The organism is Microbacterium sp. Bi128 (assembly GCF_918698205.1).
Genome location: NZ_CAKKMM010000006.1, coordinates 14,822 through 38,651, shown reverse-complemented (window position 1 = coordinate 38,651; position 23,830 = coordinate 14,822). Strand labels below are relative to the sequence as shown.

The window sequence follows — 23,830 nt, the reverse complement described above, 5'->3', positions numbered from 1 at the left end:
CCGTCGCGCTGGACGGTCATGCGTCCGGCGAGGATGTGGACGATCTCGCCGCGGGTGAGGAACTCCCACCGCGACGAGCCCGGGTCGCTCTCCCAGATTCCGGAGATGATCGTGCGGTCGTCGTTCACGAACTGGACCTTGCCGCGGACGATGATCTCGCCGGCCAGCGGCTCGGCGTTCGGCGGGGCGAGGGGCTTGGCCTCGAGCTCAGAGGAATCCACCTCGGCGGGGCGCATCACGAAAGTCACAATTGGATCCTAAACCCGCTGAAATGGATCCGCAATGGAGTCCTCGCGGAGAAGCGCGATGCGGGGCCGAGGGCACCGACGCCGGACGGCATCCGTTTCCCTCGACCCCGCGAGGTCGGGTTACGCCGGCACCTCCACACCCTCGCGCTCCGAGGCCTCGCGCTCGGCCGCAAGGTCGGCCAGCACGGCGGCTTCGCGGTCGACCTCCGGCGTGCGGCGGGGGAGCGCGAAGGCCAGGGCGACGTAGGTGCCGAACCCGATGACCGCCGACACGAGCGTCGCCCAGCCGTCGAACTCCGGACCGACGAGGTCGTTCGGGACGTACAGGATGTCGTTGGGCACGCCGTAGAGCGTCGGGGTCAGGGCCAGCAGCGTCATGCGCACGACGAAGCCGACGACCATCGCGCCGAGGGCGGCGACGGCGCCCGGACGCTTCTAGAACACTCCGATGACGAACGGCGCCGCGAGGCACGCGAGCATCAGGTCGAAGGCAAGGGTGAGCAGGATGCCGGTCTGGCTGACGCGGATGGCGAGGAACGCGCCGGCGATCACGAACGGGATCATGGCCAGACGCGTCCAGCGCAGCAGCGGGTCGGGGCCGCTGCCGGTGTGGCGGCGGACCGTGAAGACGTTGCGGACGGCGATCGCCGAGGTGGCGAGCATCGCCCCGGAGGCCGTCGAGAACGAGGCGGCGACGATGCCCGAGAGCACCAGGATCGCGATGATCGGCGGCGCGTAGTCGCCGAGCAGTTGGTACAACACCGGACCGTTCTCGACCGAGATCCCGAGCGTCGACGAGACGCTCAAGGCGACGATCGCAAAGACCGAACCGATCGCGGCGGTGAGCCCCGCAGCGATGAAGCACGAGCGCTGCGCGACGGACGGGCTCTTCGCCCCGAAGATGCGCTGCATGAAGTCGATCGCGACGATGTCGCCGATGGCCAGCGAGATGAGCGTCGCCCAGTTGATCGGGGCACCGGCTGCCGGGTCGGTGAGCTGCTGGAGGTCGAACGGCCCCATGCCCTCGGGGATCACGATGCCGTACGAGAACGCGACCCACGCGAGCAGGACGATCGCCGCCACGACGGTGATCGTGGTCTGGATCGCCGCGGTGTAGGCATCCGAGAACAGGCCGCCCGCGACGGTGTACGCGAGCACGAGGACGACGGCGAGCACCACGCCCCACGCGTAGGGGATGTTGGCGAAGCGCTCGAGCAGGAAGCCGCACGCGACGAGGTTGCCCGCGAGCAGGAACGTGAACGACACGATCATGAGCACGGATGCCAGCAGCTCCACGGGGCGTCCGTAGCGCAGGCGGAAGAAATCGCCCAGCGTGAAGAGCTTCATGGCGTTCATGCGCTTGGCGAGGAACAGGCCGGTCAGCAGCAGGCAGACGGCCAGGCCGATGGCGAGCGACGCCCCCGACCAGAAGCCGAACTGCGACGTGAGGTCGGTGTTCCCGACCGTCGCGTTGGCGTCGACGGCGGCGGCGGTGAGGCTGACGGCGACGAGCGGCACGCCGAGGCGGCGCCCGGCGACGAGGTAATTCGCGCTGTCGCCGTCGACCTTGCGTGCGACCACGATGCCGACGACGAGGATGAGGACGACGCTCAGCGCGACTCCGAAGATGATCATGGCGGGCTCCCGGCGATGAGGGGCGGATCGGGTTTCTGTTGCTTGACAGAAACGATCCGCTCACCGAGGTCTCGCGTGGTTTCGGCCGTGTAAAAGGCGCGTGAAATCGCCCGCGGCGCCGGGGCGATGGCATCCGGGGTGGGGTCCGGCATCCGGGTGGCGGTTGCGTGCGCGGGGCCCCTCGACCCGCGAGACTGCACGCTGCTGACATCTCGGTTGCAGTCTGCAGTGGGTTTGTCAGCCGGTTGCAGTCTCGCGACCACACCCGCCACGAGCCGGCCGCAAGCCGGCGGAACCCGCCGGCTTCAGCCCAGCGCCGCGAGCACGCCCGGACCCGCCGCCGCCGCCCGCTCGCGCGTCGCGGCGTCGAGGTCGAGCACGCGCAATGCGGCGGCCGCGATGGTCGTGGCATCCAGAGGGGCCGTTTCTGCGCCGTTCTTGCGCTGCAGGATCACGCTCTCCACCAGCGCCAGCACGAGCGCCGCGCCCGCCGCCGCGCCGGCGGCATCCACGCCGCACGCGGCCACGAGCGTGCGGTAGGTCGTCTCGAGCTCACCGCGGCGTTCGCGGAACGGCTGGAACGCCGCGTCCGACACCTCGGGCAGCAAGTACAGCGCGCCGGTGTTGTGCGGCGCTTCGGCGAGGAGCGTGACATCGGACACGCACAGCGCCCACAGGCGCGCGGCGGGCTCTTCGTCGCGCGCGAGCAGTTGCGCGGCGACGTCGAGCGAGGGCTGCACGGTGTCCAGCAGCAGCGCGAGCAGGATGTCCTGCTTGCGCGCGAAGTGGTGGTACAGCGTGGCCTGACGGATGCCGGCGGCCTCGGCGATCGCGTGCGTGCTGGCCGAGCCGTACCCGCGCGTCCCGAACAGGGCGGCCGCAGCGGCGAGCACATCGGCGCGCGTGCCGAGTCCGGTGGGGGAGGAGCCGGATGCCCGGGGTCGTCCGGTTCTCGTCGGCGCCATGCCCCCACCGTACTCGGGCGCTTCGTAACGCCGCCGAAACGCACGGGTGCTCTAATACCTGTCAACCGACAGAAAGGGATCCCATGGACGGTCGTGTGGATGCACTCGGAGACGTGGGACGGGCGCGGCAGGACGCCCGAGCCCGGGATGCGCGCTCACCGTGGATGCCGTATCTCCCGCCCTCGACGGCCCCGTTCCGACCGGAGGGCGTCGCCGACGGCGACCTGCGCTGGGCCGAGACCGTCGCCCCCGGCGGGTACACGCACCTCCGGGTGGCCCGCGGAACGCGCCTCCGGTTCACCGACCCCGCGGGCGACGCGTGCGCCACGGTCCTCCTCTTCAACGCCCTCGCCCCGAGCGAGCGCCTCAACGTCGCCGACACGCAGAAGATCCCGTGGCAGGCGTACCTCGGCGAGGGGCACCCGCTGCTCTCGGGCGACGGACGCGTGCTCGCGACGATCGTCGCCGACAGCTCCGGCCACCACGACGCCTTCTGCGGCACGACGAGCGACGCCGCCGCGATCGAGCGCTACGGCGACGCCGCGCCCGAGGGGCCCTCGCCCTCGGGGCACGGCCTGCTGCGGCTCGCCGCGAGCAAGCACGGCCTGACCGCACGCGACCTGCCGCCGTCGGTGTCGTTCTTCCAGGGGGTGCGCGCGAACGCCGACGGCGACCTCGAGTGGACCGGATCCGCCGGGCCGGGCGCCTCCGTCGAACTCGTCGCCGAGCTGCCCCTCATCGTCCTCGTCGCCAATGTCCCGCATCCACTCGACCCGCGCGAGGACTACGTCGTGGGCCCGCTGCAGGTCACCGCCTGGGCGTCGCGCCCCACCGCGGAGGGCGATCCCGTCTTCTCCCTCACCCCCGAGCGCGAGCGCGCCTACCGCAACACCATCGCCTACGCCGCCCTGGCCGGATCGTGAGGAGCCGTTCCATGATCACCACCGTCCCCGATCGTCCCGTCCACGCCGACGGTGTCCCGCTGGACTGGTCCGAGCCGCTCGCCGCGGGCGAGATCGTGCTCGACGAGCACGTCGCCCCGCGCGCCCCGTGGTCGGGCATCGTCCGCGCCGGCGACGTCCTCACGATCGTCGACGTCGGCGGCAACCAGTCCGCCGACTTCCTCGTGTACGCGGCCGACGACACCGACGAGCGCTACAGCGCCGCCGATACGATCGCGTGGCAGCGGAACGTCTACGTCCGCACCGGCACGGTGCTGCGCAGCAACCTGGGCCGCCCGCTCATGACGGTCGTCGGCAACGAGGTCGACCGGCAGGACACGATCGGCGGCGCCTGCTCCAAGGAGTCGAACACCCTGCGCTACGGGCACCACACCCTGTACCAGCACGGATGCCGCGAGAACTTCCTCGCCGAGGCGGCGCGCTACGGGCTCGGCGCCCGCGACCTCGTCTCCAACCTCAACTGGTTCATGAACGTCCCCGTCGAGGCGGACGGCTCGCTCGGCATCGTCGACGGGATGTCGGCGCCCGGCAAGCGCGTGGCCCTCCGGGCCGAGCGCGACGTGCTCGTGATCGTGTCGAACTGCCCGCAGATGAACAACCCCTGCAACGACTTCAGCTGCACGCCGCTGCGCATGGTGGTGACGCGCTGATGACCTCCTTCGACACCCTGCTGGTCGCCAACCGCGGCGAGATCGCGCGCCGCATCATCCGCTCCGCCCGCGAGCGGGGCCTCCGCACCGTCGCGGTGTTCTCCGACGCCGACCGGGCCGCGCCCCACGTGCGCGAGGCCGACGAGGCGGTCCGCCTGGGCCCCGCGCCCGCGGCCGAGTCCTACCTGCGGGTGGATGCCATCCTGGCCGCGGCCCGTGCCACGGGCGCCGGCGCGATCCACCCCGGCTACGGCTTCCTCGCCGAGAACGCCGACGCCGCGCGCGCCGTCGAGGCGGCGGGGCTGGTGTGGGTCGGGCCGACGCCCGAGCAGCTCGAGGCCTTCGGGCTCAAGCACCGCGCCCGCGCGCTCGCCGAGGCGGCGGGCGTCCCGCTCCTCCCGGGCACCGGGGTGCTCGCCTCCCTCGACGAGGCCGAGGCCGCGGCATCCGTCATCGGATACCCCGTGATGCTCAAGGCCACCGGCGGCGGCGGCGGTATCGGCATGCGGGTGTGCGCGGATGCCGACGAGCTCCGCGCCGCGTACGACGCGGTCGTCCGTCAGGCCGAGGCGAGCTTCGGCACGCCCGGGGTGTTCCTGGAGAAGTTCGTGCGGCCCGCCCGCCACGTCGAAGTCCAGCTCTTCGGAGACGGCGCCGGCCGTGTCGCGGTGCTCGGCGACCGCGACTGCTCGCTGCAGCGTCGCAACCAGAAGGTCGTCGAAGAGGCCCCGGCCCCGGGTCTGCCGCCCGAGGTGCGCGCGGAGCTGCACCGCACCGCCGCGGCGCTCGCCGCCGGGGTCGGCTACCGCTCGGCCGGCACCGCCGAGTTCGTCTACGACCCGATCGGCGAGCGCGCGTACTTCCTCGAGGTCAACGCGCGGCTCCAGGTGGAGCACCCGGTCACCGAGGCGGTCTTCGGGGTCGACCTCGTCGCCCTCATGCTCGACCTCGCCGCGGGCGGCCCGGCCGTGCTCCCCGACGACCTGTTCGCCGGCCCGCGCGAACCCCGCGGACACGCCGTCGAGGCGCGGATCTACGCCGAGGACCCCGACCGCGGCAACACGCCGTCGACCGGACTCGTCACCGCCGTGCGGTGGCCCGAGGGCGATGGCATCCGGGTCGACTCGTGGGTCGAGGCGGGCAGCGAGGTGTCGCCGTTCTACGACCCGCTGCTGGGCAAGGTCATCGCTCACGGTGCCGACCGCGACGCCGCCCTCGACCGGCTCTCCGCCGCTCTCGCGGACACGCGCGTCGACGGCATCGTCACCGGCGCGGGCATGATCCGCGAGATCGTGAACGACCCGCGCGTCCGCGCCGTCCGGCACGACACCTCGACCCTCGACGACGCCCGTGACCCCGACCCGCGCATCGACGTCGTCGACGCGGGGATGCTCACGACCGTGCAGGACTTCCCGGGGCGGATCGGCTACTGGAAGGTCGGCGTTCCGCCCTCCGGACCCATGGATGCCGTGTCCTTCCGCGAGGCGAACCTCGCCGTCGGCAACCCCGAGGGCGCACCCGGGCTGGAGATCACCCTCACCGGACCGACGCTGCGGTTCAGCGCCCCCTCCGTCGTGGCCGTCACGGGGGCGGCGGCCCCGGTCGAACTCGACGGCGCCCCGGTGGCGATGTGGGAGCCGGTCGCCGTGCCGGCGGGCGGGGTGCTGCGCGTGGGCACCGCCGAGGGGCCGGGTATGCGGGTGTTCCTCGCCGTGCGCGGCGGTCTCGACGTGCCCGCGTACCTCGGGAGCGCCTCGACCTTCACGCTCGGCGGGTTCGGCGGACACGGGGGACGGGCGCTCGTCACCGGCGACGTCCTGCGTCCCGGCGACGCGGCGGTGACCGACCCCACCCTTTCACCGCGGGAGCGCCGTCCGCACCTCACGTCGTCGTGGGTGCTCGCCGTCACCGAGGGGCCGCACGGCGCCCCCGAGTTCTTCACGCGCGCGGACATCGACGAGCTCTACGCCGCCGAGTACCGCGTGCAGGTGAACTCCGCCCGCACGGGTGTGCGCCTGACCGGCCCGCGGCCCCGCTGGGCGCGCACGGACGGCGGCGAGGCGGGGCTTCACCCCTCGAACATCCACGACACCCCGTACGCGGTCGGCGCGCTCGACTTCACCGGCGACACCCCCGTGCTCCTCGGCCCCGACGGGCCGAGTCTCGGTGGATTCGTGTGTCCGGTGGTCGTGGCATCCGGCGATCTGTGGAAGCTCGGTCAGCTGCGTCCCGACGACATCGTCCGGTTCGCGCCGGTGCGCGAGGCCGACGCGGCGACCCTCGATCCGGCGATCGCCGCGCCGGCGCTCGTCGGCACCGGCGACGGCGACGACGGAGTGATCGCCGTGCGTGAGGCCGAGGTCGAGGGGGAGCGCGTCCTCCGCCCGCGGACCACGTACCGCCGCGACGGCGACGACAACGTCCTCGTCGAGTTCGGCGATCAGGTGCTCGACCTCGGGCTGCGCATGCGCGTGCACGCGCTGCAGGAGCGGCTCGCCGAAGAGGCGCCGCGCGGGATTCTGGACGTCACCCCCGGCATCCGGTCGCTCCAGGTGCACACCGACGCGTCGGTGCTGCGCGCGTCGCAGCTCGTCGGGCTCCTGCGCGAGCTCGACGACGACCTGCCGCCGACCTCCGAGCTCGTCGTGCCGTCTCGGGAGGTGCGCCTGCCGATGTCGTGGGACGACCCGGCCACGCGACTGGCGATCGAGCGGTACATGGCCGGCGTGCGCGACGACGCCCCCTGGACGCCCTGGAACATCGAGTTCATCCGTCGGATCAACGGGCTCGACAGCGTCGACGACGTCTACCGCACGGTCTTCGACGCGCAGTACCTCGTGCTGGGGCTCGGCGACGTCTACCTCGGCGCGCCGGTCGCGACGCCGCTGGATCCGCGGCACCGGCTCGTGACGACGAAGTACAACCCCGCCCGCACCTGGACCGCCGAGAACTCCGTCGGCATCGGCGGCGCCTACCTGTGCATCTACGGCATGGAGGGCCCCGGCGGCTACCAGTTCGTCGGTCGCACGGTGCAGATCTGGAACCGTTTCCGCCGCGGCGGGCTCTTCACCGAGAACCCCTGGGCGCTGCGTTTCTTCGACCGCATCCGCTGGTACCCGGTTTCGCCCGAGGAGCTGCTCGACCTCCGCGCGGACGTGGATGCCGGGCGCGGGGACTTCGAGACCGTCGAGGGCGAGTTCGCTCTCGCGGAGTACGAGCGCTTCCTCGCCGCCGAGGCCCCGGGCATCGACGCGTTCCGCAACCGCCAGCGCCGCGCTTTCGACGAGGAACGCGAGCGCTGGCGGATCAGCGGCGAGTTCGACCGCGTGGACGACGCGCCCGTAGCGGCGCCGAGCGCCGGTCGAGAGCTGCCACCGGGCACAGTGGGGGTGACCGCGCCGTTCGCCGCCGCGGTCTGGCGTGTGGACACGGCGCAGGGCGCGCCCGTCGAGAAGGAGCAGAAGATGATCGTGTTGGAGGCGATGAAGATGGAGACTCCGATCGGGTCGCCGGTGACGGGCACCGTCGCCGAGGTGTTCGTCCGGCCCGGCGAGACGGTCGCCGCGGGGCAGCTGCTCGCCGCGGTGGCGGTGGCCCCGTGAGCGCGGTCGACCGGGTCCGCGCCGCCTACGCCCGGATGCGCGAAGTGGATCGCCCCGAGGTGTGGATCACGGTGCGCGACGAGGACGACGCGCTCGCCGAGGCTGCCGAGATCGATCTCGCCGTGGCGGCGGGGGAGCGTCTGCCGCTGGCCGGCACCGTCGTCGCGGTGAAGGACAACATCGACGTCGAGGGGATGCCGACCACGGCCGGCAGCCGCGCGTACGCTTACCGTCCCGAGCGCGACGCGACCGCCGTCGCGCGGCTGCGCTCGGCGGGAGCCGTGGTGATGGGCAAGACCAACCTCGACCAGTTCGCCACCGGACTCGTGGGCACCCGCAGCCCCTTCGGCGCCGTGCGCAATGCGTGGGATCCGACGCGGATCTCGGGCGGCTCCAGCTCGGGCTCGGCGGTGGCCGTGGCCCTCGGGATCGTCGATCTCGCACTGGGCACCGACACCGCCGGGTCGGGCCGGGTGCCCGCCGCGCTCAACGGGATCGTGGGGGTGAAGCCCACCGTGGGCCTCGTGCCGGCCACGGGCGTCGTCCCCGCGTGCCGCACCCTCGACTGCGTGACGGTGTTCGCGCGCGGACTGACAGACGCCCGCGTGGCCGCCGAGCTGATGTCCGGTCCCGACGGAATCGACCCGCTCGGTCGCGAGGACCGTCCGGCTCCCGCGCTCGACGCGCGCCCCCGGGTGGCCGTGCCCACCGCGGAGCACCTCGAGGGGCTGGCCGAGGGCTGGGCCGACGCTTTCGCCGGCGTGGTCGCCGCGCTCGCCGCGTCGGGCGTCGAGATCGTCGAGGTGGACATCGCCCCGCTGTTGGAGGCCGCGTCGCTGCTCTACGGCGGCGCGTTCGTCGCCGAGCGCACGGCGGCCGTCGGCGACTTCATCGCCGCGCACCCCGAGCTCGTCGGGAACGACCTCGACCCCACCGTCTCGGCGATCGTGCTCGGCGGGGCCGACGCCCGCGCGGCCGACTACTTCCGCGACCGCGAGCGCCTCGATCGCCTCGGGGCCGAGGGGCTGCGCCGACTCGACGGGACCGTCGCCCTGCTCACGCCCACCACGACGTGGCATCCGACGCTCGACGAGGTCGCGGCCGATCCCGTCGGCGCCAACAGTCGCATGGGGCGGTACACGAACTTCGCGAACCTCCTCGATCGGAGCGCCCTCGCCGTGCCCGCCGGGGTCGTCGGCGGGCGCGCGTTCGGGGTGATGCTCACCGGTGCCCCCTTCGCGGACCGCACGCTCGCGCAGCTCGCCGAGCGCATCCAGGCGCCGGCGGTCGACCTGCTGGTCGTCGGTGCCCACTTGCGCGGGCAGCCGCTGAACCATCAGCTGGTCGCCGCCGGTGGCACGTTCGTCGCCGACGTGCAGACCTCGGCGGACTACCGGCTCTACGCCCTCGACACCGTCCCGCCCAAGCCCGGCCTGGCCCGCGTGGCCGCGGGGGGCGCGGCGATCGCGGGCGAGGTGTGGCGTCTGCCCGCGGCGGGCTTCGGGCGCTTCGTCGCCGAGCTGCCCGCGCCCATGGGTATCGGCTCCGCTGTCCTCGCGGACGGTTCCCGCGTCGCGGGCTTCCTGTGCGAGGCCGTCGCCCTCGAGGGCGCGATCGACATCACCGTCCACGGCGGTTGGCGCGCGTACCGGGCGGCGACGGCATGAGCTCGACGGTCGTCGACTTCGCGTCGCTCACGCCGCTGCGGCTGAGTGGGCGCCCGCGGCGACTCGTCCCCATGGTCGTCGCGTACGAGCCGATCCCCGAGGCGGTCTCCCTGCACGGCGGCAGCACCTTCCGGTTCCTCATGGAGCCGGTGACGGCCGTGGCGATCGTCTTCGACGAGGGCTGGGTGCTCGTCGACGGCGGGTTCGACCCGGCGCGCATCCGCGACCGCGCCGCGCGCACGGCATCCTTCGATTACGAGAACTACGCCCCGCTCGTGCCACCCGGCGACCCGCTCGTCGACCAGATCGCCGAGGCGGGCCTGGACCTCGACGAGCTCGCGGCGGTCCTGCTCTCGCACGCGCACTTCGACCACACCGGCGGGGCCCGGCTGCTCGCGCCGGACCGGCCGCTGCTCCTCCAGCGGCGGGAATGGGAGCACGTGCGGCAAGTGACCGACCCGCGCATGGCCTTCCTGTTCCGCGACGACCTCGACCGCGACGGCCTGACCCTGGCGCTGGTCGACGGTGACACCGAGCTCGCCGAGGGCCTGCGCGTCATCGACACCTCGGGGCACACGCCGGGGCATCAGTCGTTCGTCATCGAGCTGCCCGATCGCACCGTGGTGCTCGCGGGGGATGCCGCCGACCTCCTCGGCAACGTCGAGCACGGCGTGCGGTGCGGCTCGACGGTGGGCGACGACGGCCCCGACCGCGCCGATCGGGCGGTCGCGCGCCTCGCGGCTCTGCACCGCACCCCCGGCACCGAGGTCTGGCCCGCCCACGACCCCGACTTCCCGGTCTGGGCCGAGATCGTCCGCACGCGCTAGCCCCGGGCGCGTCCGGGATCCGCGGGCGGTCGCGAGAACAGGCTTCGCGCCGAGAACAGGCCATTTCGCCGCGGATCGGCCTGTTCTCATGGCATCCCCTGTTCTGGTCACCGCGCGGTGAGTCCCCGCCCCCTCCGGGTGCGCACCCCCGGCGGTAGCGTGGCGGCATGCGCGTGGACCTCAACGCCGACCTCGGCGAGACCGTCGACGGGATGCCGACCGCCGACGACGAGGCGATGTTCGCGGTGATCTCCAGCGCGAACGTCGCGTGCGGCGGCCACGCCGGAGACGCCGACTCGATGCGCGCCTCGGTGGAGCGCGCCACGCGCTTCGGCGTCGCCGTGGGGGCGCACCCCTCGTACGACGACCGCGCGAACTTCGGACGCGTGCGCCGCGACCCGCCGCCGTCCGAGCTGCGAGCGAGCGTCGCCGCCCAGCTCGACGCGCTCACCGCCGCCGGGGCCGACCTGCGCTACGTCAAACCCCACGGCGCGCTCTACCACGCAGTCATCGACGACGCGGCGCAAGCCGGGGCCGTGGTCGCCGCCGTCGCCGACCACTCGGCGAGGCTCGGCCGGGCCCTGCCAGTGCTCGGGCTCCCCGGCGCGATCGCCGAGGCCGCGGCATCCGCGGATCTTCCCTTCGTGCACGAGGCGTTCCTCGACCGCGGGTACACCGCGCGCGGCGGTCTCGTGCCACGGGGCGAGCCCGGAGCCGTGATCGACGACCCGGCCCGCGTCGCCGACCGGGCGCTGCGGTTCGTGCGCGAGGGAGAGGTCGAGACCGTCGACGGGTCGCGGCTCGCCGTCGACGCCGCCTCCCTGTGCCTGCACGGCGACACCCCCGCCGCCGTCGCGATGGCCCGGGCCGTGCGCGCCGCGCTCGACTCCGCCGGCATCGAGGTGCGCGCGCCATGGTGACCCTCCTCCCGATGGGGGAGCGGGCCCTGCTCGCCGAGGTGGTCGACCTCGCCGCCGTCGTCGCGCTGCACGCCGCGCTCGCCGCCGATCCGCCCGACGGCGTCGACGACCTGGTCCCGGCGGCCCGCACGGTGCTCGTCGCGTTCGACCCCGCCCGTCTCAGCGCCGCCGCAGTCCGGACGTGGGTCCTCTCGGTCGGGAGCGCGAACGGGGCGGCCGTGCCGCCCGGACCGCTCGTCGAGATCCCCGTCCGCTACGACGGCCCGGATCTCGACGAGACTGCGGGGATCCTCGGCATCCGTCCCACCGACCTCGTCGCCCGCCACGCGGCGGCCGAGTGGGCCGTCGCGTTCACCGGCTTCGCCCCGGGGTTTGCCTACCTCGTCAGCGCGGCCTGGCCCTGGAATGTCCCCCGGCTTCCGCAGCCGCGGACACGCGTCCCGGCCGGATCCGTCGGCCTCGCGGGAGAGTTCACCGGCGCGTACCCGCGCGAGACCCCCGGCGGCTGGCGCCTCATCGGGACCACTGAGGCTCCGCTCTTCGTCCCGGATGCCACCGACCCGGTGCTCCTCGCCCCCGGTGCCCGGGTACGGTTCGTGCCGCAGCGCGCGCGTGTCTCCGCGGCCGGGGCAGTCGCCGCGGGAGGAGATTCGGCCGGCGGAGGAACGGATGCGGTGGCGGCGCCCTCCGCGGCCGGAATCTCCTCCCGTCGCCTCCCGCCGCACGGCGACCCGGCGCTGCACATCCTCGCCCCCGGCGCCTTCGCGACGGTGCAGGATCTCGGACGCCCCGATCGCGCCGCTCTCGGTGTCGCCCGCTCCGGCGCGCTCGATCGAGCGTCGCTTCGCATCGCCAACCGCCTCGTCGGCAACGAGGAAACGGCCGCGGGCGTCGAGATCGTGCTCGGCGGCTTCCGCGCCCGCGTCGTCCGCGACACGTGGATCGCCGTCACCGGTGCTCTCGCCGACATCCGCGTCGCCGGAAGAGCGGTGGATGCCTATGCTCCCGTGCTCGTTCCCTCCGGTGCCGAACTGAGCATCGGGGTGGCCCGCGCCGGGGCGCGGCTCGTCCTGGGGATCCGCGGCGGGGTCGCGGCATCCGTGTCCCTGGGGTCGCGGTCGACCGACGTCCTGGCCGCGCTGGGACCGGCACCGCTGCGCGCCGGGGAGGTGCTGGGCGTGGGGGAGGCGCCGCACTCGGTTCCCGTCGTCGACGTCTTTCCCTGGTCGGTCCCGGGCTCGCTGATCGACGTGCCGATCGCGCCGGGACCGCGCGCCGACTGGTTCACGCCCGACGCCCGGCGCGCCGTGCGCGATGCGACCTGGACCGTGTCGGGGGACGCCGATCGCGTCGGCATCCGCCTGGACGGACCTGCGCTCGACCGCGTGCGGCACGGGGAGCTCCCGAGCGAAGGCATGCGTCCGGGAGCCCTGCAGGTACCGCCGCACGGGCGGCCCGTCGTGTTGTTGGCGGACGGCCCGGTGACCGGGGGATACCCCGTGATCGCGGTGGTGACGGATGCCGGCCTCGATCGTCTCGCGCACGTGCGGCCCGGTGATCGCCTGCGTTTCCGCGGTTCGTGAGGCCGATCCGGGGAATCCCCGGCGGCCGTGCGCGGTTATACCGCAGGTACGCAAAGTCGTCAAGAATTCGACTGGACACGGCGCGTCCTCCCGCGTATGCTTGGACTTTGCGCTCCTCGATTCCCCCTGCCCTCATATGGTGGTCGGCTGAGCCTGTCCGTCCCCGCTTCACCGCGGTGTGCGACGAGCAGGTTATCGGGGCAGGAACGCACTCCACCTGACGACAAGGAATCACGAGCCCCTCGCCCGGGCTTCTGGAGGTTATTCCCTTGGCTGCTGCGAGCAACGCATCCACCACCACCCCGAAGAGCGGACGCGGCGCATCCCGCCTCTCGTTCGCGAAGATCTCCGACAAGCTGACCGTTCCCGATCTGCTCGCCCTGCAGACCGAGTCGTTCGACTGGCTCGTCGGTAACGAAGCCTGGAAGGCCAGGGTCGCCGAGGCTCAGGCCGTCGGTCGCACCGACGTCCCCGAGATCAGCGGTCTCGAGGAGATCTTCGAAGAGATCTCGCCCATCGAGGACCTGAGCGAGACGATGCAGCTCTCGTTCACGAACCCCTACCTCGAGCCCGAGAAGTACTCGATCGAAGAGTGCAAGGAGCGCGGCAAGACCTACGCCGCCCCGCTGTACGTCGAGGCCGAGTTCATGAACCACCAGACCGGTGAGATCAAGACCCAGACGGTCTTCATGGGCGACTTCCCGCTCCAGACCGACAAGGGCACGTTCATCATCAACGGCACCGAGCGTGTCGTGGTGTCGCAGCTCGTGCGTTCGCCCGGTGTCTACTTCGACAAGACGCCCGACAAGACCTCCGACAAGGACATCGTGTCGGCTCGCGTGATCCCCTCGCGCGGCGCCTGGCTCGAGTTCGAGATCGACAAGCGCGACCAGGTCGGCGTCCGCATCGACCGCAAGCGCAAGCAGTCGGTCACCGTGTTCCTCAAGGCCCTGGGCCTGACGAGCGAGGACATCCTCGCCGAGTTCGCCGGCTTCGACTCGATCGAAGAGACGCTCTCCAAGGACACGATCCTCACGAAGGAAGATGCGCTCCGCGACATCTACCGCAAGCTCCGTCCGGGCGAGCAGGTCGCCGCTGAGGCCGCCCGCGCGCTGCTGGACAACTTCTACTTCAACTCCAAGCGCTACGACCTGGCGAAGGTCGGCCGGTACAAGATCAACCAGAAGCTCGGCCTCGACAAGCCGCTGAGCGACTCGGTGCTCACCGTCGACGACATCGTCGCCACGATCAAGTACCTCGTCCGTCTGCACCGCGGCGACTCGGCGTTCGACGGCGTGCGTCACGGCCAGGCGGCCGAGATCCGCCTCGACGTCGACGACATCGACAACTTCGGCAACCGTCGCATCCGCGCGGTCGGCGAGCTCATTCAGAACCAGGTCCGCACCGGTCTGTCCCGCATGGAGCGCGTCGTCCGCGAGCGCATGACCACGCAGGACATCGAGGCCATCACGCCGCAGACCCTGATCAACGTGCGCCCCGTCGTCGCCGCGATCAAGGAGTTCTTCGGAACCTCGCAGCTCTCGCAGTTCATGGACCAGAACAACCCGCTCGCGGGTCTGACCCACAAGCGTCGCCTCTCGGCGCTGGGCCCCGGTGGTCTGTCGCGTGAGCGTGCCGGCGTCGAGGTCCGTGACGTCCACCCCTCGCACTACGGCCGCATGTGCCCGATCGAGACGCCGGAAGGCCCGAACATCGGTCTGATCGGTTCGCTCGCATCGTTCGCGCGCATCAACGCATTCGGTTTCATCGAGACCCCGTACCGTCGCGTCGTCGACGGTCGCGTGACCGACCAGATCGACTACCTCACCGCGAGCGAAGAGAGCGACCACATCGTCGCTCAGGCCGGTGTCGCCCTCAAGGCCGACGGCCACTTCGTCGAGGACCGCATCCTCGCCCGTCGCGGTCAGGGTGGCGAAGTCGACCTGTTCCCCGTCGACGAGATCGGCTACATGGACGTCTCGCCGCGCCAGATGGTGTCGGTGGCGACCTCGCTCATCCCGTTCCTCGAGCACGACGACGCCAACCGCGCCCTCATGGGTGCGAACATGCAGCGCCAGGCCGTTCCGCTGGTGCGCAGCGAGTCGCCCGTGGTCGGTACCGGTATGGAGGGCTTCGCCGCGATCGACGCCGGTGACGTCGTCACCGCCGAGAAGGCCGGCGTCGTCCTGGAGGTCTCGGCCGACGTCGTGACCGTCCAGCTCGACGAGGGCGGCACGCAGGACTACTTCCTCCGCAAGTTCGACCGCTCCAACCAGGGCACGTCGTACAACCAGCGCGTGGTCGTCTCCGCCGGTGAGCGCGTCGAGGTCGGCGAGGTCATCGCCGACGGTCCCGCGACCGAGAACGGCGAGCTCGCCCTCGGCAAGAACCTCCTCGTGGCGTTCATGACGTGGGAGGGTCACAACTTCGAGGACGCGATCATCCTCAGCCAGGACCTCGTGAAGGACGACACGCTCTCGTCGATCCACATCGAGGAGTACGAGGTCGACGCGCGCGACACCAAGCTCGGCAAGGAGGAGATCACCCGTGACCTCCCCAACGTCAGCCCCGACCTGCTGAAGGACCTCGACGAGCGCGGTATCGTCCGCATCGGTGCCGAGGTCCGCCCCGGCGACATCCTCGTCGGCAAGGTCACGCCCAAGGGTGAGACCGAGCTGTCGGCCGAGGAGCGTCTGCTCCGCGCGATCTTCAACGAGAAGAGCCGCGAAGTCCGTGACACCTCGCTGAAGGTGCCCCACGGCGAGCAGGGCACGATCATCGCCGTCAAGGAGTTCAACGCCGAGGACGGCGACGACGAGCTCGGCTCGGGTGTCAACCGTCGCGTCGTGGTCTACATCGCCCAGAAGCGCAAGATCACCGAGGGCGACAAGCTCGCCGGCCGCCACGGCAACAAGGGTGTCATCGCCAAGATCCTCCCGATCGAGGACATGCCCTTCCTCGCCGACGGCACCCCCGTCGACGTCGTGCTCAACCCGCTCGGCATCCCGGGTCGAATGAACTTCGGCCAGGTCCTCGAGCTGCACCTCGGCTGGATCGCCCAGCAGGGCTGGAAGGTCGAGGGGACGCCCGAGTGGGCGGCGCACCTGCCCGAGGTGGCTCGCGAGGCCGCTCCCGGCACCAAGGTCGCCACCCCGGTGTTCGACGGCGCCTTCGAGGACGAGATCGCGGGTCTGCTCGACTCGACGATCCCCAACCGCGACGGCAACCGCCTGATCGATTCGACCGGTAAGACCGTGCTGTTCGACGGTCGCCACGGTGAGCCCTTCCCGGCGCCGATCTCGGTCGGCTACATGTACATCCTGAAGCTGCACCACCTCGTCGACGACAAGATCCACGCGCGCTCGACGGGCCCGTACTCGATGATCACGCAGCAGCCGCTGGGTGGTAAGGCGCAGTTCGGTGGTCAGCGCTTCGGTGAGATGGAGGTGTGGGCCCTCGAGGCCTACGGTGCCGCGTACGCGCTGCAGGAGCTCCTCACGATCAAGTCCGACGACATCCTCGGCCGCGTCAAGGTCTACGAGGCGATCGTCAAGGGCGAGAACATCCAGGAGCCCGGCATCCCCGAGTCGTTCAAGGTGCTCATGAAGGAAATGCAGTCGCTCTGCCTGAACGTCGAGGTCCTCTCGGCCGACGGCACGGCGGTCAACCTCCGTGACACCGACGACGACGCCTTCCGCGCCGCAGAAGAGCTCGGTATCAACATCTCCAGCCGCTTCGAGTCCTCGTCCATCGACGAGATCTGACCCGGCCAGGCAACGAACAGAATTCCGACACAGGAGAACCAGTGCTCGAATCAACCACTTTCGATCAGCTTCGTATCGGCCTGGCCACCGCCGACGACATCCGTCGTTGGTCGTTCGGTGAGGTCAAGAAGCCCGAAACCATCAACTACCGCACCCTGAAGCCCGAGAAGGACGGTCTGTTCGGCGAGCAGATCTTCGGGCCCTCCCGCGACTGGGAGTGCGCGTGCGGCAAGTACAAGCGCGTCCGCTTCAAGGGCATCGTCTGCGAGCGCTGCGGCGTCGAGGTCACCAAGTCCTCGGTCCGCCGTGAGCGCATGGGCCACATCGAGCTCGCCGCGCCCGTCACCCACATCTGGTATTTCAAGGGCGTGCCCTCGCGCCTCGGCTACCTGCTGGACATGGCGCCGAAGGACCTCGAGAAGGTCATCTACTTCGCCGCCTACATGGTCATCTCGGTCGACGAGGATGCTCGTCACCGCGACCTGGCGACGCAGGAGAACAACATCCGTCTCGAGCTGAAGACGCTCGGCGACCGGCGCGACTCGCGCATCGCCGCTCGTCTGGCGAAGCTGGAGGAGGAGCTCGCGGCTCTCGAGGCCGAGGGTGCCAAGGCCGACCAGAAGAAGAAGGTCAAGGACGCCGCCGAGAAGGACATGACCTCGATCCGCAAGAACGCGGACGAGCAGATCGCCAAGCTCGAGCGCGTGTGGGAGGACTTCCGCACGCTCGAGGTCGGTGCCCTGAAGCCCGAAGACGACGTCTTCCACGAGCTGCAGGACCGTTTCGGTCAGTACTTCGAGGCCCACATGGGTGCGGAGTCGATCAAGCGTCGCCTGGAGATCTTCGATCTGCAGGCCGAGGCCGACAGCCTCCACCTGCAGATCTCCGAGGGCAAGGGCCAGCGCAAGATCCGCGCGATCAAGCGTCTGAAGGTCGTCAACTCGTTCCTGCAGACCGGCATGTCGCCGGCCTCGATGGTGCTCGACGTGGTTCCGGTCATCCCGCCGGAGCTGCGCCCGATGGTCCAGCTCGACGGTGGCCGTTTCGCCACCTCCGACCTGAACGACCTCTACCGTCGCGTGATCAACCGCAACAACCGCCTCCGTCGCCTGATCGACCTCGGTGCCCCCGAGATCATCGTCAACAACGAGAAGCGCATGCTGCAGGAGGCCGTCGACGCCCTGTTCGACAACGGCCGCCGTGGTCGCCCCGTCACCGGTACCGGTAACCGCGCGCTGAAGTCCCTGAGCGACATGCTCAAGGGAAAGCAGGGTCGTTTCCGTCAGAACCTGCTCGGAAAGCGCGTCGACTACTCGGGTCGTTCGGTCATCATCGTCGGACCCCAGCTGAAGCTGCACCAGTGCGGTCTGCCCAAGCAGATGGCGCTCGAGCTGTTCAAGCCGTTCGTGATCAAGCGTCTGATCGACCTCGGTCACTCGCAGAACATCAAGGCTGCCAAGCGCGCCGTCGAGCGCTACCGTCCCGAGGTCTGGGACGTGCTGGAAGAGATCATCCGCGAGCGTCCCGTGCTGCTGAACCGTGCACCCACCCTGCACCGTCTCGGCATCCAGGCGTTCGAGCCCCAGCTCGTCGAGGGCAAGGCGATCCAGCTGCACCCGCTCGTCTGCGCGGCGTTCAACGCCGACTTCGACGGTGACCAGATGGCCGTCCACCTGCCGCTGTCGGTCGAGGCTCAGGCCGAGGCCCGCGTGCTGATGCTCGCGTCGAACAACATCCTGAAGCCGTCGGACGGCCGCCCGGTGACCCTGCCCTCGCAGGACATGATCATCGGCCTCCACCACCTCACCACCCTCAAGGAGGGTGCCGTGGGCGAGGGTCGCGCGTTCGGTTCGGTCGGCGAGGCGATCCTGGCCAAGGACGAGGGCACCCTCGACCTGCAGGCCAAGGCGCGCATCCGCATCCCCGGACTGACGTTCCTCGAGGGCCAGGCGCCCGAGGGCTACGACCGTCACGGTCTCGTGGATGCCTCGCTCGGCCAGGCGATCTTCAACGACACGCTCCCCAAGGGCTACCCGTTCGTCCGCGAGCAGGCCGACAAGGGCAAGCTGTCGCAGATCGTCAACAAGCTCGCCGAGGAGTACCCCAAGGTCGAGGTCGCCGCTTCGCTGGACCGCATCAAGGACGCCGGTTTCTACTGGGCCACGCGTTCGGGTGTGACGGTCGCGCTGAGCGACATCCTCACGCCCCCGAACAAGGGCGAGATCGTCGCGGGCTACGAGAAGCAGGCCGCGAAGGTCCAGGCGCAGTACGAGAAGGGTCTGACCACCGACGCCGAGCGTCGCCAGGAGCTCATCAAGATCTGGACCGAGGCTACGGATGCCGTCCAGAAGGCGATGCGCGACAACTTCCCGGCCGACAACACCATCAACCGCATGGTCTCGTCGGGTGCGCGTGGTAACTGGCTGCAGATCCGCAACATCGCGGGTATGCGAGGCCTGGTGAACAACCCCAAGGGTGAGATCATCCCGCGTCCGATCATCTCCTCGTACCGCGAGGGTCTGTCGGTGGCGGAGTACTTCATCGCCACGCACGGTGCCCGTAAGGGTCTGGCCGACACGGCCCTCCGTACGGCCGACTCGGGCTACCTGACGCGTCGTCTCGTCGACGTCTCGCAGGACGTCATCATCCGCGAAGAGGACTGCGGCACGTCGAAGGGCCTCGAGCTCCCGATCGCGGCGGTCGACTCGAGCGGCACGCTCGTCAAGGACGCCAACGTCGAGAACTCGGTGTTCGCTCGTACGCTCGCCACGGCGGTCGTCGACGCGCAGGGTACGGTGCTGGCCGAGGCCGGCGACGACGTGGGCGACGTGCTCATCGACAAGCTGGTCGCCGGTGGGGTCGAGACCATCAAGGTCCGCTCCGTCCTCACGTGCGACTCGGCCGTCGGTGTCTGCGCGAAGTGCTACGGCCGTTCGCTCGCGACCGGCAAGATCGTCGACATCGGCGAGGCCGTCGGCATCATCGCGGCCCAGTCGATCGGTGAGCCCGGAACGCAGCTGACGATGCGTACCTTCCACACCGGTGGTTCGGCCTCGGCCGACGACATCACGCAGGGTCTGCCCCGTGTGCAGGAGCTGTTCGAGGCGCGTACCCCCAAGGGTGCCTCGCCGATCGCCGAGGCCGATGGCCGCATCACGATCGACGAGACCGAGAAGGCCAAGAAGGTCATCCTCACGCCCGACAACGGCGACGAGCCCGTGGTCTACCCGGTCCTCAAGCGTGCGACCCTCCTCGTCGAGGACGGTCAGCACGTCAAGGTCGGCGAGCCCCTCCAGGTCGGAACGCTCGACCCCAAGGAGGTCATGCGCGTGCAGGGTGCCCGCGAGGTGCAGAAGTACCTCGTGAACGGCGTCCAGGGCGTGTACCGCTCGCAGGGTGTGCCGATCCACGACAAGCACATCGAGGTCATCGTGCGCCAGATGCTGCGCAAGGTCACCGTCGTCGACCACGGCGACACCGACCTGCTGCCCGGTGAGCTGGTGGACTTCAAGCGCTACCAGAACATCAACCGCGAGACGGTCGGCGAGGGCAAGCGCCCCGCGTCGGGTCGTCCCGAGCTGATGGGTATCACCAAGGCGTCGCTGGCGACCGAGTCGTGGCTGTCGGCCGCGTCCTTCCAGGAGACCACCCGCGTCCTGACGCAGGCGGCCATGGAGGGCAAGAGCGACCCGCTGGTCGGCCTCAAGGAGAACGTCATCATCGGAAAGCTCATCCCCGCCGGAACGGGACTTGCGAAGTACCGCAACGTCACGGTCGAGGCGACGGAAGAGGCCAAGAGCGAGCGGTACCCCAACCGCATCTTCGCCTCGGACGGCGCGTACAGCGACGCCGACCTGAGCTACGTCGACTTCGACAGCTTCTCGACGGACGACTTCACGCCCGGTACGTACAACTGATCGAAGGATGCCGCACCCCGGTGCGGCATCCTGATCCCCGAAGGTCCCCGGCTCGCGCCGGGGACCTTCGTCGTTCCCGGCGGGTTTCGGGTGGGTCACGTGTGCGCTCCGCGGCGTGTCGAGGTGCGGGACTCGCGGTGCGGGTCGCCTACCGTGGTCGGGGAGGAACGGATGGCACGAGTCGGTGGACGCAGCGCCTGGATCGCCTGGCCGGCGGGCGTCGTGTGCGCTGCCGTCGTGGCCGCGCTCCTCGTGCTGGCCGCGCCGGGTGTTCCGGGGGCCGTGACCTTCGTCGGCGACACGCTGCGGACCGGGTCGACGACGCCGCCCTACACCGACGCGCCACGCGTGCCGGGCCCGGCCGAGACCTGCCGTGACCTGTATACGCAGCCGATGTGGTCGGCGCTGGTGTGGTCGCCCGAGGCCCTGCTGAACCAGCGCCGAACCGCGGCGCTGTCGACTCCCGAGGCGGTGGCCGCTGCCGCGGCGACGCCGGTCGTCACCTGCCATTGGCGCGGGGACGGAGGCCGGTGGCTCGAGTCCAGCGTGGCCATCGTGTCGGACGAGGGCGCGGCCGCCGTGACGGCGACGCTGAGCGAGCAGGGCTTCGCGTGCGACACCGCGGGCGACACGGTCCACTGCCAGCGCGAGGCCGGCGGTGTGGTCGAGGTGCACGACCTGCGCGGCGACCGCTGGGTCTCGTCGACCTTCTCGGGCTGGATGCCGGACGGGTACGCCGAAGTCGTGGCATCCCGCGCCTTCGGCGAGTGACCCGGCGGCCTCAGCCGAAGATCGACGCGATGATGCTCGCGGTGTAGCCCGTGGGCGCGAGGTTCGAGTACTGCGTGTCGATGAGCACGTCGTCGCGCCAGAAGAGCGTGCGGCCGTCGTTGACCGGATAGGTGTCGTTGATCCAGGTCTTCTCGCAGCGGGTGCCCTCGTCGGGCGTGTAGCAGCTGAACCCCTGCGTCGTGACGAGGTCGTTGAGCATGTCCAGCGCGGGACCGCGGTCCATGCGCGTGATGCGGGTGACGAGTCCGGTGGTGTCGGCGGCGGGGTCACGCCAGGTGCAGATGAGCGAGCCGTCGGGTTGCGCCCCGGACGGGCCGACCGCCGGGTCGTTGAGGGGCACCGAGCCGAGCTGCGCGAGCACGTCGGGCGACAGCAGGGCGCGGCAATCGGTGGGAATGGATGCCGCCACGGCAGTGGGCGTGATCGTGGGGATCGGGGTGCCCCCGGGAGTGCGCGACTCGATCGGGGATGGTGCCGTCGGCGCCGGGTCGCCGCTCTGCTCGGGCGCGCACGCGCCGAGCGTGAGGGCGGCGGCGATCGCGATGACTGCGGCGAGGGCCGCTGACGACGATCGACCGGGCATGCAGCCACCCTAAACGGAGCCGCCGACACGGTCGAGACCGACACACGACGGCACGCCTCCGCGGTGCGAGGGCCCGCGCGGGTTAGCCTGACGCAGCACGATATCTGCGCGCGTGAGGAGACCCCGATGAGCGACCCCCAGTCGTACGGTGACCCCGTCGACGAGCCCAAGGACGAGGCGCACGACGTCGTCGGACGTGCCCACGAGGGGCTCGCCGACGCTGAGGCTGCCCGTCGCGACGCGGTCGACCCCGAGGCGCCTGCCCCGGTGACGGCCGAGGGCGAGTCCGGTCCGGACTCCGCCACCGCGGCTTCCGCCGCTCCCGCGACCACGGTGCACGACGCTTCCCCGGTGGAGCCGCGCAGCCAGACCGCCGTCTCCGCGCCCGTTCCGGACCGCTCCGTCGACCTCGACGACGAGGATGCCCGGTGGGCCGCCTACGCCGCGTCGGCCGAGCCGGAGTCCGCCACCGCGGCGCACACCGCCGCTCCCTCGGCGCACGACGACCGCGGTGCCGACGCCGCGCTGCCCGCTGCGGCAGCTGCTGCCGGTGCCGCCACGGCGACCTCCGCTGCTCCCGGTCCGGATACCGACGCGACGTACCCGGTCGGTGCCGCGCAGCCGATCTTCGTCCAGGCGCCCGAGGCTCCGCGCCCCCGGGGTAACCGTGGTGCCGCCGGGGCCATCGGACTCCTCGCGACCCTGGTGTTCGCCGTCCTCTACCTCGCTGCCACGCTCGGGTTGGGGCTGCTCCTCGGCACGATCCAAACGGACGGCCTCCTCGACGCCGCCCTCGCAGCGCTGACGACCTTCACGCTGTGGGTGCCGACCGTGGCGTTCTTCGTGGGCTTCTGGTTCCTCGGTGCGATCATCAACCGCGGTGGTTGGGGTCACTGGGTGGTCTGGGGTCTGCTGGTCGGCGTCATCTCGTGGGGTGGCTACCTCCTGGGTGCGCTGTTCGCGGCACCGTTCTGGCTGCTCACCGCGCGCCAGGGTGTCGACCTGCTGCAGGAGAGCGTCCTCGCCCCCCTTGCGATCGTGGCGTTCGTCCTCGGTCGCGAGCTCACCATCTGGTTCGGGTCGTGGGTGGCCAAGCGCGGTCGCCGCGTCACCGAGATCAACGACGAGGCGCAGCGCGAGTACGAGCGCACGCTCGAGGCCGGTCCTCAGCTCGCTCAGCGCTGAGACCGGATGCCATGACGGATACGCCGCGACCGGCGGGGGTGACCCCGCCGGTCGCGGTCGTTTTCGCGACGGTGAGCTTCCTGGCCCTGGCGATCGGTGGTCTCGGCGTCGCGAGCCTCCTGTTCGACGCCGACGTCATCCCCGTCCGTGGCCTCGGTCCGCTTCCCGGGGTGGCCGGCATGCTGCTGGCCCTCGCGGGATTCGCCGGTGTGCTCCTGTGGGGACTGCGGGCGGTGCCGCCCGGCTTCCTCACGGCGGTGCCGTGCGCGATCGCGGCGTACGTCGGCGAAGTCCTCGGGATCGCGCTGGGAGCGGCGGTGACCGGAGGCGACGTCGCCCGCGGCCTCGCCGCCGCGGGCACGGTGGCGCTGGGCTGGCCCGGAGCCGTGATCGCGCTGGCGGGACTGCTCGCCGGGGTCTTCGGCGTGCTGCTGGTGCGCAGCCGCGGCGAGGGGCCGCGGTGGCGCTGGGAGCGCGACGAGGAAGATCGCTGATGGTCGGGCCGTGGCATCCGCCCGCAGCCCCCGGTG

General features: G+C 71.1%; 17 protein-coding genes. 12 read left to right on the top strand and 5 right to left on the bottom strand.

From position 1 onward, the window contains the following. The 4 genes from LQV45_RS01285 to LQV45_RS01270 all read right to left on the bottom strand — a co-directional run. Nucleotides 1–248, bottom strand: a 248-nt coding sequence (locus LQV45_RS01285) for a cupin domain-containing protein (RefSeq protein WP_230005378.1), incomplete at its 3' end; no start/stop codon positions are given. 120 nt (nucleotides 249–368) lie between these two features. Further along, the gene (locus tag LQV45_RS01280) at nucleotides 369–650 is read right to left on the bottom strand and encodes a hypothetical protein (protein WP_230005377.1); all 282 of its coding nucleotides are present in this window, start codon (nucleotides 648–650) and stop codon (nucleotides 369–371) included. Nucleotides 651–683: 33 nt separating this feature from the next. Then, nucleotides 684–1,883 carry a hypothetical protein gene (locus tag LQV45_RS01275; RefSeq protein WP_230005376.1) on the bottom strand — a complete coding sequence of 400 codons (1,200 nt, stop codon included), beginning with the start codon at nucleotides 1,881–1,883 and terminating at the stop codon, nucleotides 684–686. A gap of 305 nt (nucleotides 1,884–2,188) precedes the next feature. Beyond that, nucleotides 2,189–2,848, bottom strand: coding sequence for a TetR/AcrR family transcriptional regulator (locus LQV45_RS01270; protein WP_230005375.1), 660 nt, complete (start codon nucleotides 2,846–2,848; stop codon nucleotides 2,189–2,191). 95 nt (nucleotides 2,849–2,943) lie between these two features. On the opposite strand from LQV45_RS01270, the gene LQV45_RS01265 reads away from it, so the two are divergent. The 10 genes from LQV45_RS01265 to LQV45_RS01220 all read left to right on the top strand — a co-directional run bounded on the left by LQV45_RS01265 (nucleotide 2,944) and on the right by LQV45_RS01220 (nucleotide 21,511). Continuing rightward, complete coding sequence (locus tag LQV45_RS01265; RefSeq protein WP_230005374.1) at nucleotides 2,944–3,771, top strand: urea amidolyase associated protein UAAP1; 828 nt, start codon at nucleotides 2,944–2,946, stop codon at nucleotides 3,769–3,771. 11 nt (nucleotides 3,772–3,782) lie between these two features. Then, complete coding sequence (locus LQV45_RS01260) at nucleotides 3,783–4,460, top strand: urea amidolyase associated protein UAAP2 (protein ID WP_230005373.1); 678 nt, start codon at nucleotides 3,783–3,785, stop codon at nucleotides 4,458–4,460. Beyond that, nucleotides 4,460–8,062, top strand: coding sequence for an urea carboxylase (gene uca, locus LQV45_RS01255; protein ID WP_230005372.1), 3,603 nt, complete (start codon nucleotides 4,460–4,462; stop codon nucleotides 8,060–8,062). The genes LQV45_RS01260 and uca overlap by 1 nt, the downstream gene beginning before the upstream one ends. Continuing rightward, a complete protein-coding gene (locus LQV45_RS01250; protein ID WP_230005371.1) occupies nucleotides 8,059–9,729 on the top strand; it encodes an allophanate hydrolase in 1,671 nt (556 codons plus the stop codon). The genes uca and LQV45_RS01250 overlap by 4 nt, the downstream gene beginning before the upstream one ends. Continuing rightward, nucleotides 9,726–10,556, top strand: coding sequence for an N-acyl homoserine lactonase family protein (locus LQV45_RS01245; RefSeq protein ID WP_230005370.1), 831 nt, complete (start codon nucleotides 9,726–9,728; stop codon nucleotides 10,554–10,556). Before LQV45_RS01250 ends, LQV45_RS01245 begins: the two co-directional genes overlap by 4 nt. 167 nt (nucleotides 10,557–10,723) lie before the next feature. Further along, nucleotides 10,724–11,476 (top strand): 5-oxoprolinase subunit PxpA, encoded by a 753-nt coding sequence (gene pxpA / locus LQV45_RS01240; RefSeq protein ID WP_230005369.1) that lies wholly within the window; start codon nucleotides 10,724–10,726, stop codon nucleotides 11,474–11,476. Next, nucleotides 11,470–13,059, top strand: a complete 1,590-nt coding sequence (locus LQV45_RS01235; RefSeq protein WP_230005368.1) for an urea amidolyase family protein — start codon at nucleotides 11,470–11,472, stop codon at nucleotides 13,057–13,059. Before pxpA ends, LQV45_RS01235 begins: the two co-directional genes overlap by 7 nt. A gap of 269 nt (nucleotides 13,060–13,328) precedes the next feature. Then, nucleotides 13,329–16,823, top strand: a complete 3,495-nt coding sequence (locus LQV45_RS01230) for a DNA-directed RNA polymerase subunit beta (RefSeq protein WP_230005367.1) — start codon at nucleotides 13,329–13,331, stop codon at nucleotides 16,821–16,823. A 41-nt stretch (nucleotides 16,824–16,864) separates the two neighbouring features. Next, a complete protein-coding gene (rpoC, locus tag LQV45_RS01225) occupies nucleotides 16,865–20,740 on the top strand; it encodes a DNA-directed RNA polymerase subunit beta' (protein ID WP_138175660.1) in 3,876 nt (1,291 codons plus the stop codon). Nucleotides 20,741–20,911: 171 nt separating this feature from the next. Then, nucleotides 20,912–21,511 carry a hypothetical protein gene (locus tag LQV45_RS01220; protein ID WP_230005366.1) on the top strand — a complete coding sequence of 200 codons (600 nt, stop codon included), beginning with the start codon at nucleotides 20,912–20,914 and terminating at the stop codon, nucleotides 21,509–21,511. Nucleotides 21,512–21,521: 10 nt separating this feature from the next. Here the strand turns inward: LQV45_RS01220 and LQV45_RS01215 are convergent, their stop codons facing one another. Next, entirely contained in the window at nucleotides 21,522–22,115 is a 594-nt protein-coding gene (locus tag LQV45_RS01215; protein WP_230005365.1) for a hypothetical protein, read from the bottom strand. A 126-nt stretch (nucleotides 22,116–22,241) separates the two neighbouring features. On the opposite strand from LQV45_RS01215, the gene LQV45_RS01210 reads away from it, so the two are divergent. Both LQV45_RS01210 and LQV45_RS01205 read left to right on the top strand, forming a co-directional pair. Beyond that, a complete protein-coding gene (locus tag LQV45_RS01210; protein ID WP_230005364.1) occupies nucleotides 22,242–23,300 on the top strand; it encodes an ABC transporter in 1,059 nt (352 codons plus the stop codon). An 11-nt stretch (nucleotides 23,301–23,311) separates the two neighbouring features. Next, complete coding sequence (locus tag LQV45_RS01205) at nucleotides 23,312–23,794, top strand: hypothetical protein (RefSeq protein WP_230005363.1); 483 nt, start codon at nucleotides 23,312–23,314, stop codon at nucleotides 23,792–23,794. Nucleotides 23,795–23,830 lie beyond the last annotated feature (36 nt).

Excerpts from the sequence above, each read along its gene's own strand:
- LQV45_RS01260 (WP_230005373.1), top strand. The coding sequence starts at position 3,783 with ATGATCACCACCGTCCCCGATCGTCCCGTCCACGCCGACGGTGTCCCG.
- LQV45_RS01220 (WP_230005366.1), top strand. The coding sequence starts at position 20,912 with ATGGCACGAGTCGGTGGACGCAGCGCCTGGATCGCCTGGCCGGCGGGC.
- LQV45_RS01270 (WP_230005375.1), bottom strand. The coding sequence starts at position 2,848 with ATGGCGCCGACGAGAACCGGACGACCCCGGGCATCCGGCTCCTCCCCC.
- pxpA (WP_230005369.1), top strand. The coding sequence starts at position 10,724 with ATGCGCGTGGACCTCAACGCCGACCTCGGCGAGACCGTCGACGGGATG.
- LQV45_RS01205 (WP_230005363.1), top strand. The coding sequence starts at position 23,312 with ATGACGGATACGCCGCGACCGGCGGGGGTGACCCCGCCGGTCGCGGTC.
- uca (WP_230005372.1), top strand. The coding sequence starts at position 4,460 with ATGACCTCCTTCGACACCCTGCTGGTCGCCAACCGCGGCGAGATCGCG.
- LQV45_RS01215 (WP_230005365.1), bottom strand. The coding sequence starts at position 22,115 with ATGCCCGGTCGATCGTCGTCAGCGGCCCTCGCCGCAGTCATCGCGATC.
- LQV45_RS01210 (WP_230005364.1), top strand. The coding sequence starts at position 22,242 with ATGAGCGACCCCCAGTCGTACGGTGACCCCGTCGACGAGCCCAAGGAC.
- LQV45_RS01245 (WP_230005370.1), top strand. The coding sequence starts at position 9,726 with ATGAGCTCGACGGTCGTCGACTTCGCGTCGCTCACGCCGCTGCGGCTG.
- LQV45_RS01280 (WP_230005377.1), bottom strand. The coding sequence starts at position 650 with ATGGTCGTCGGCTTCGTCGTGCGCATGACGCTGCTGGCCCTGACCCCG.
- LQV45_RS01235 (WP_230005368.1), top strand. The coding sequence starts at position 11,470 with ATGGTGACCCTCCTCCCGATGGGGGAGCGGGCCCTGCTCGCCGAGGTG.
- LQV45_RS01275 (WP_230005376.1), bottom strand. The coding sequence starts at position 1,883 with ATGATCATCTTCGGAGTCGCGCTGAGCGTCGTCCTCATCCTCGTCGTC.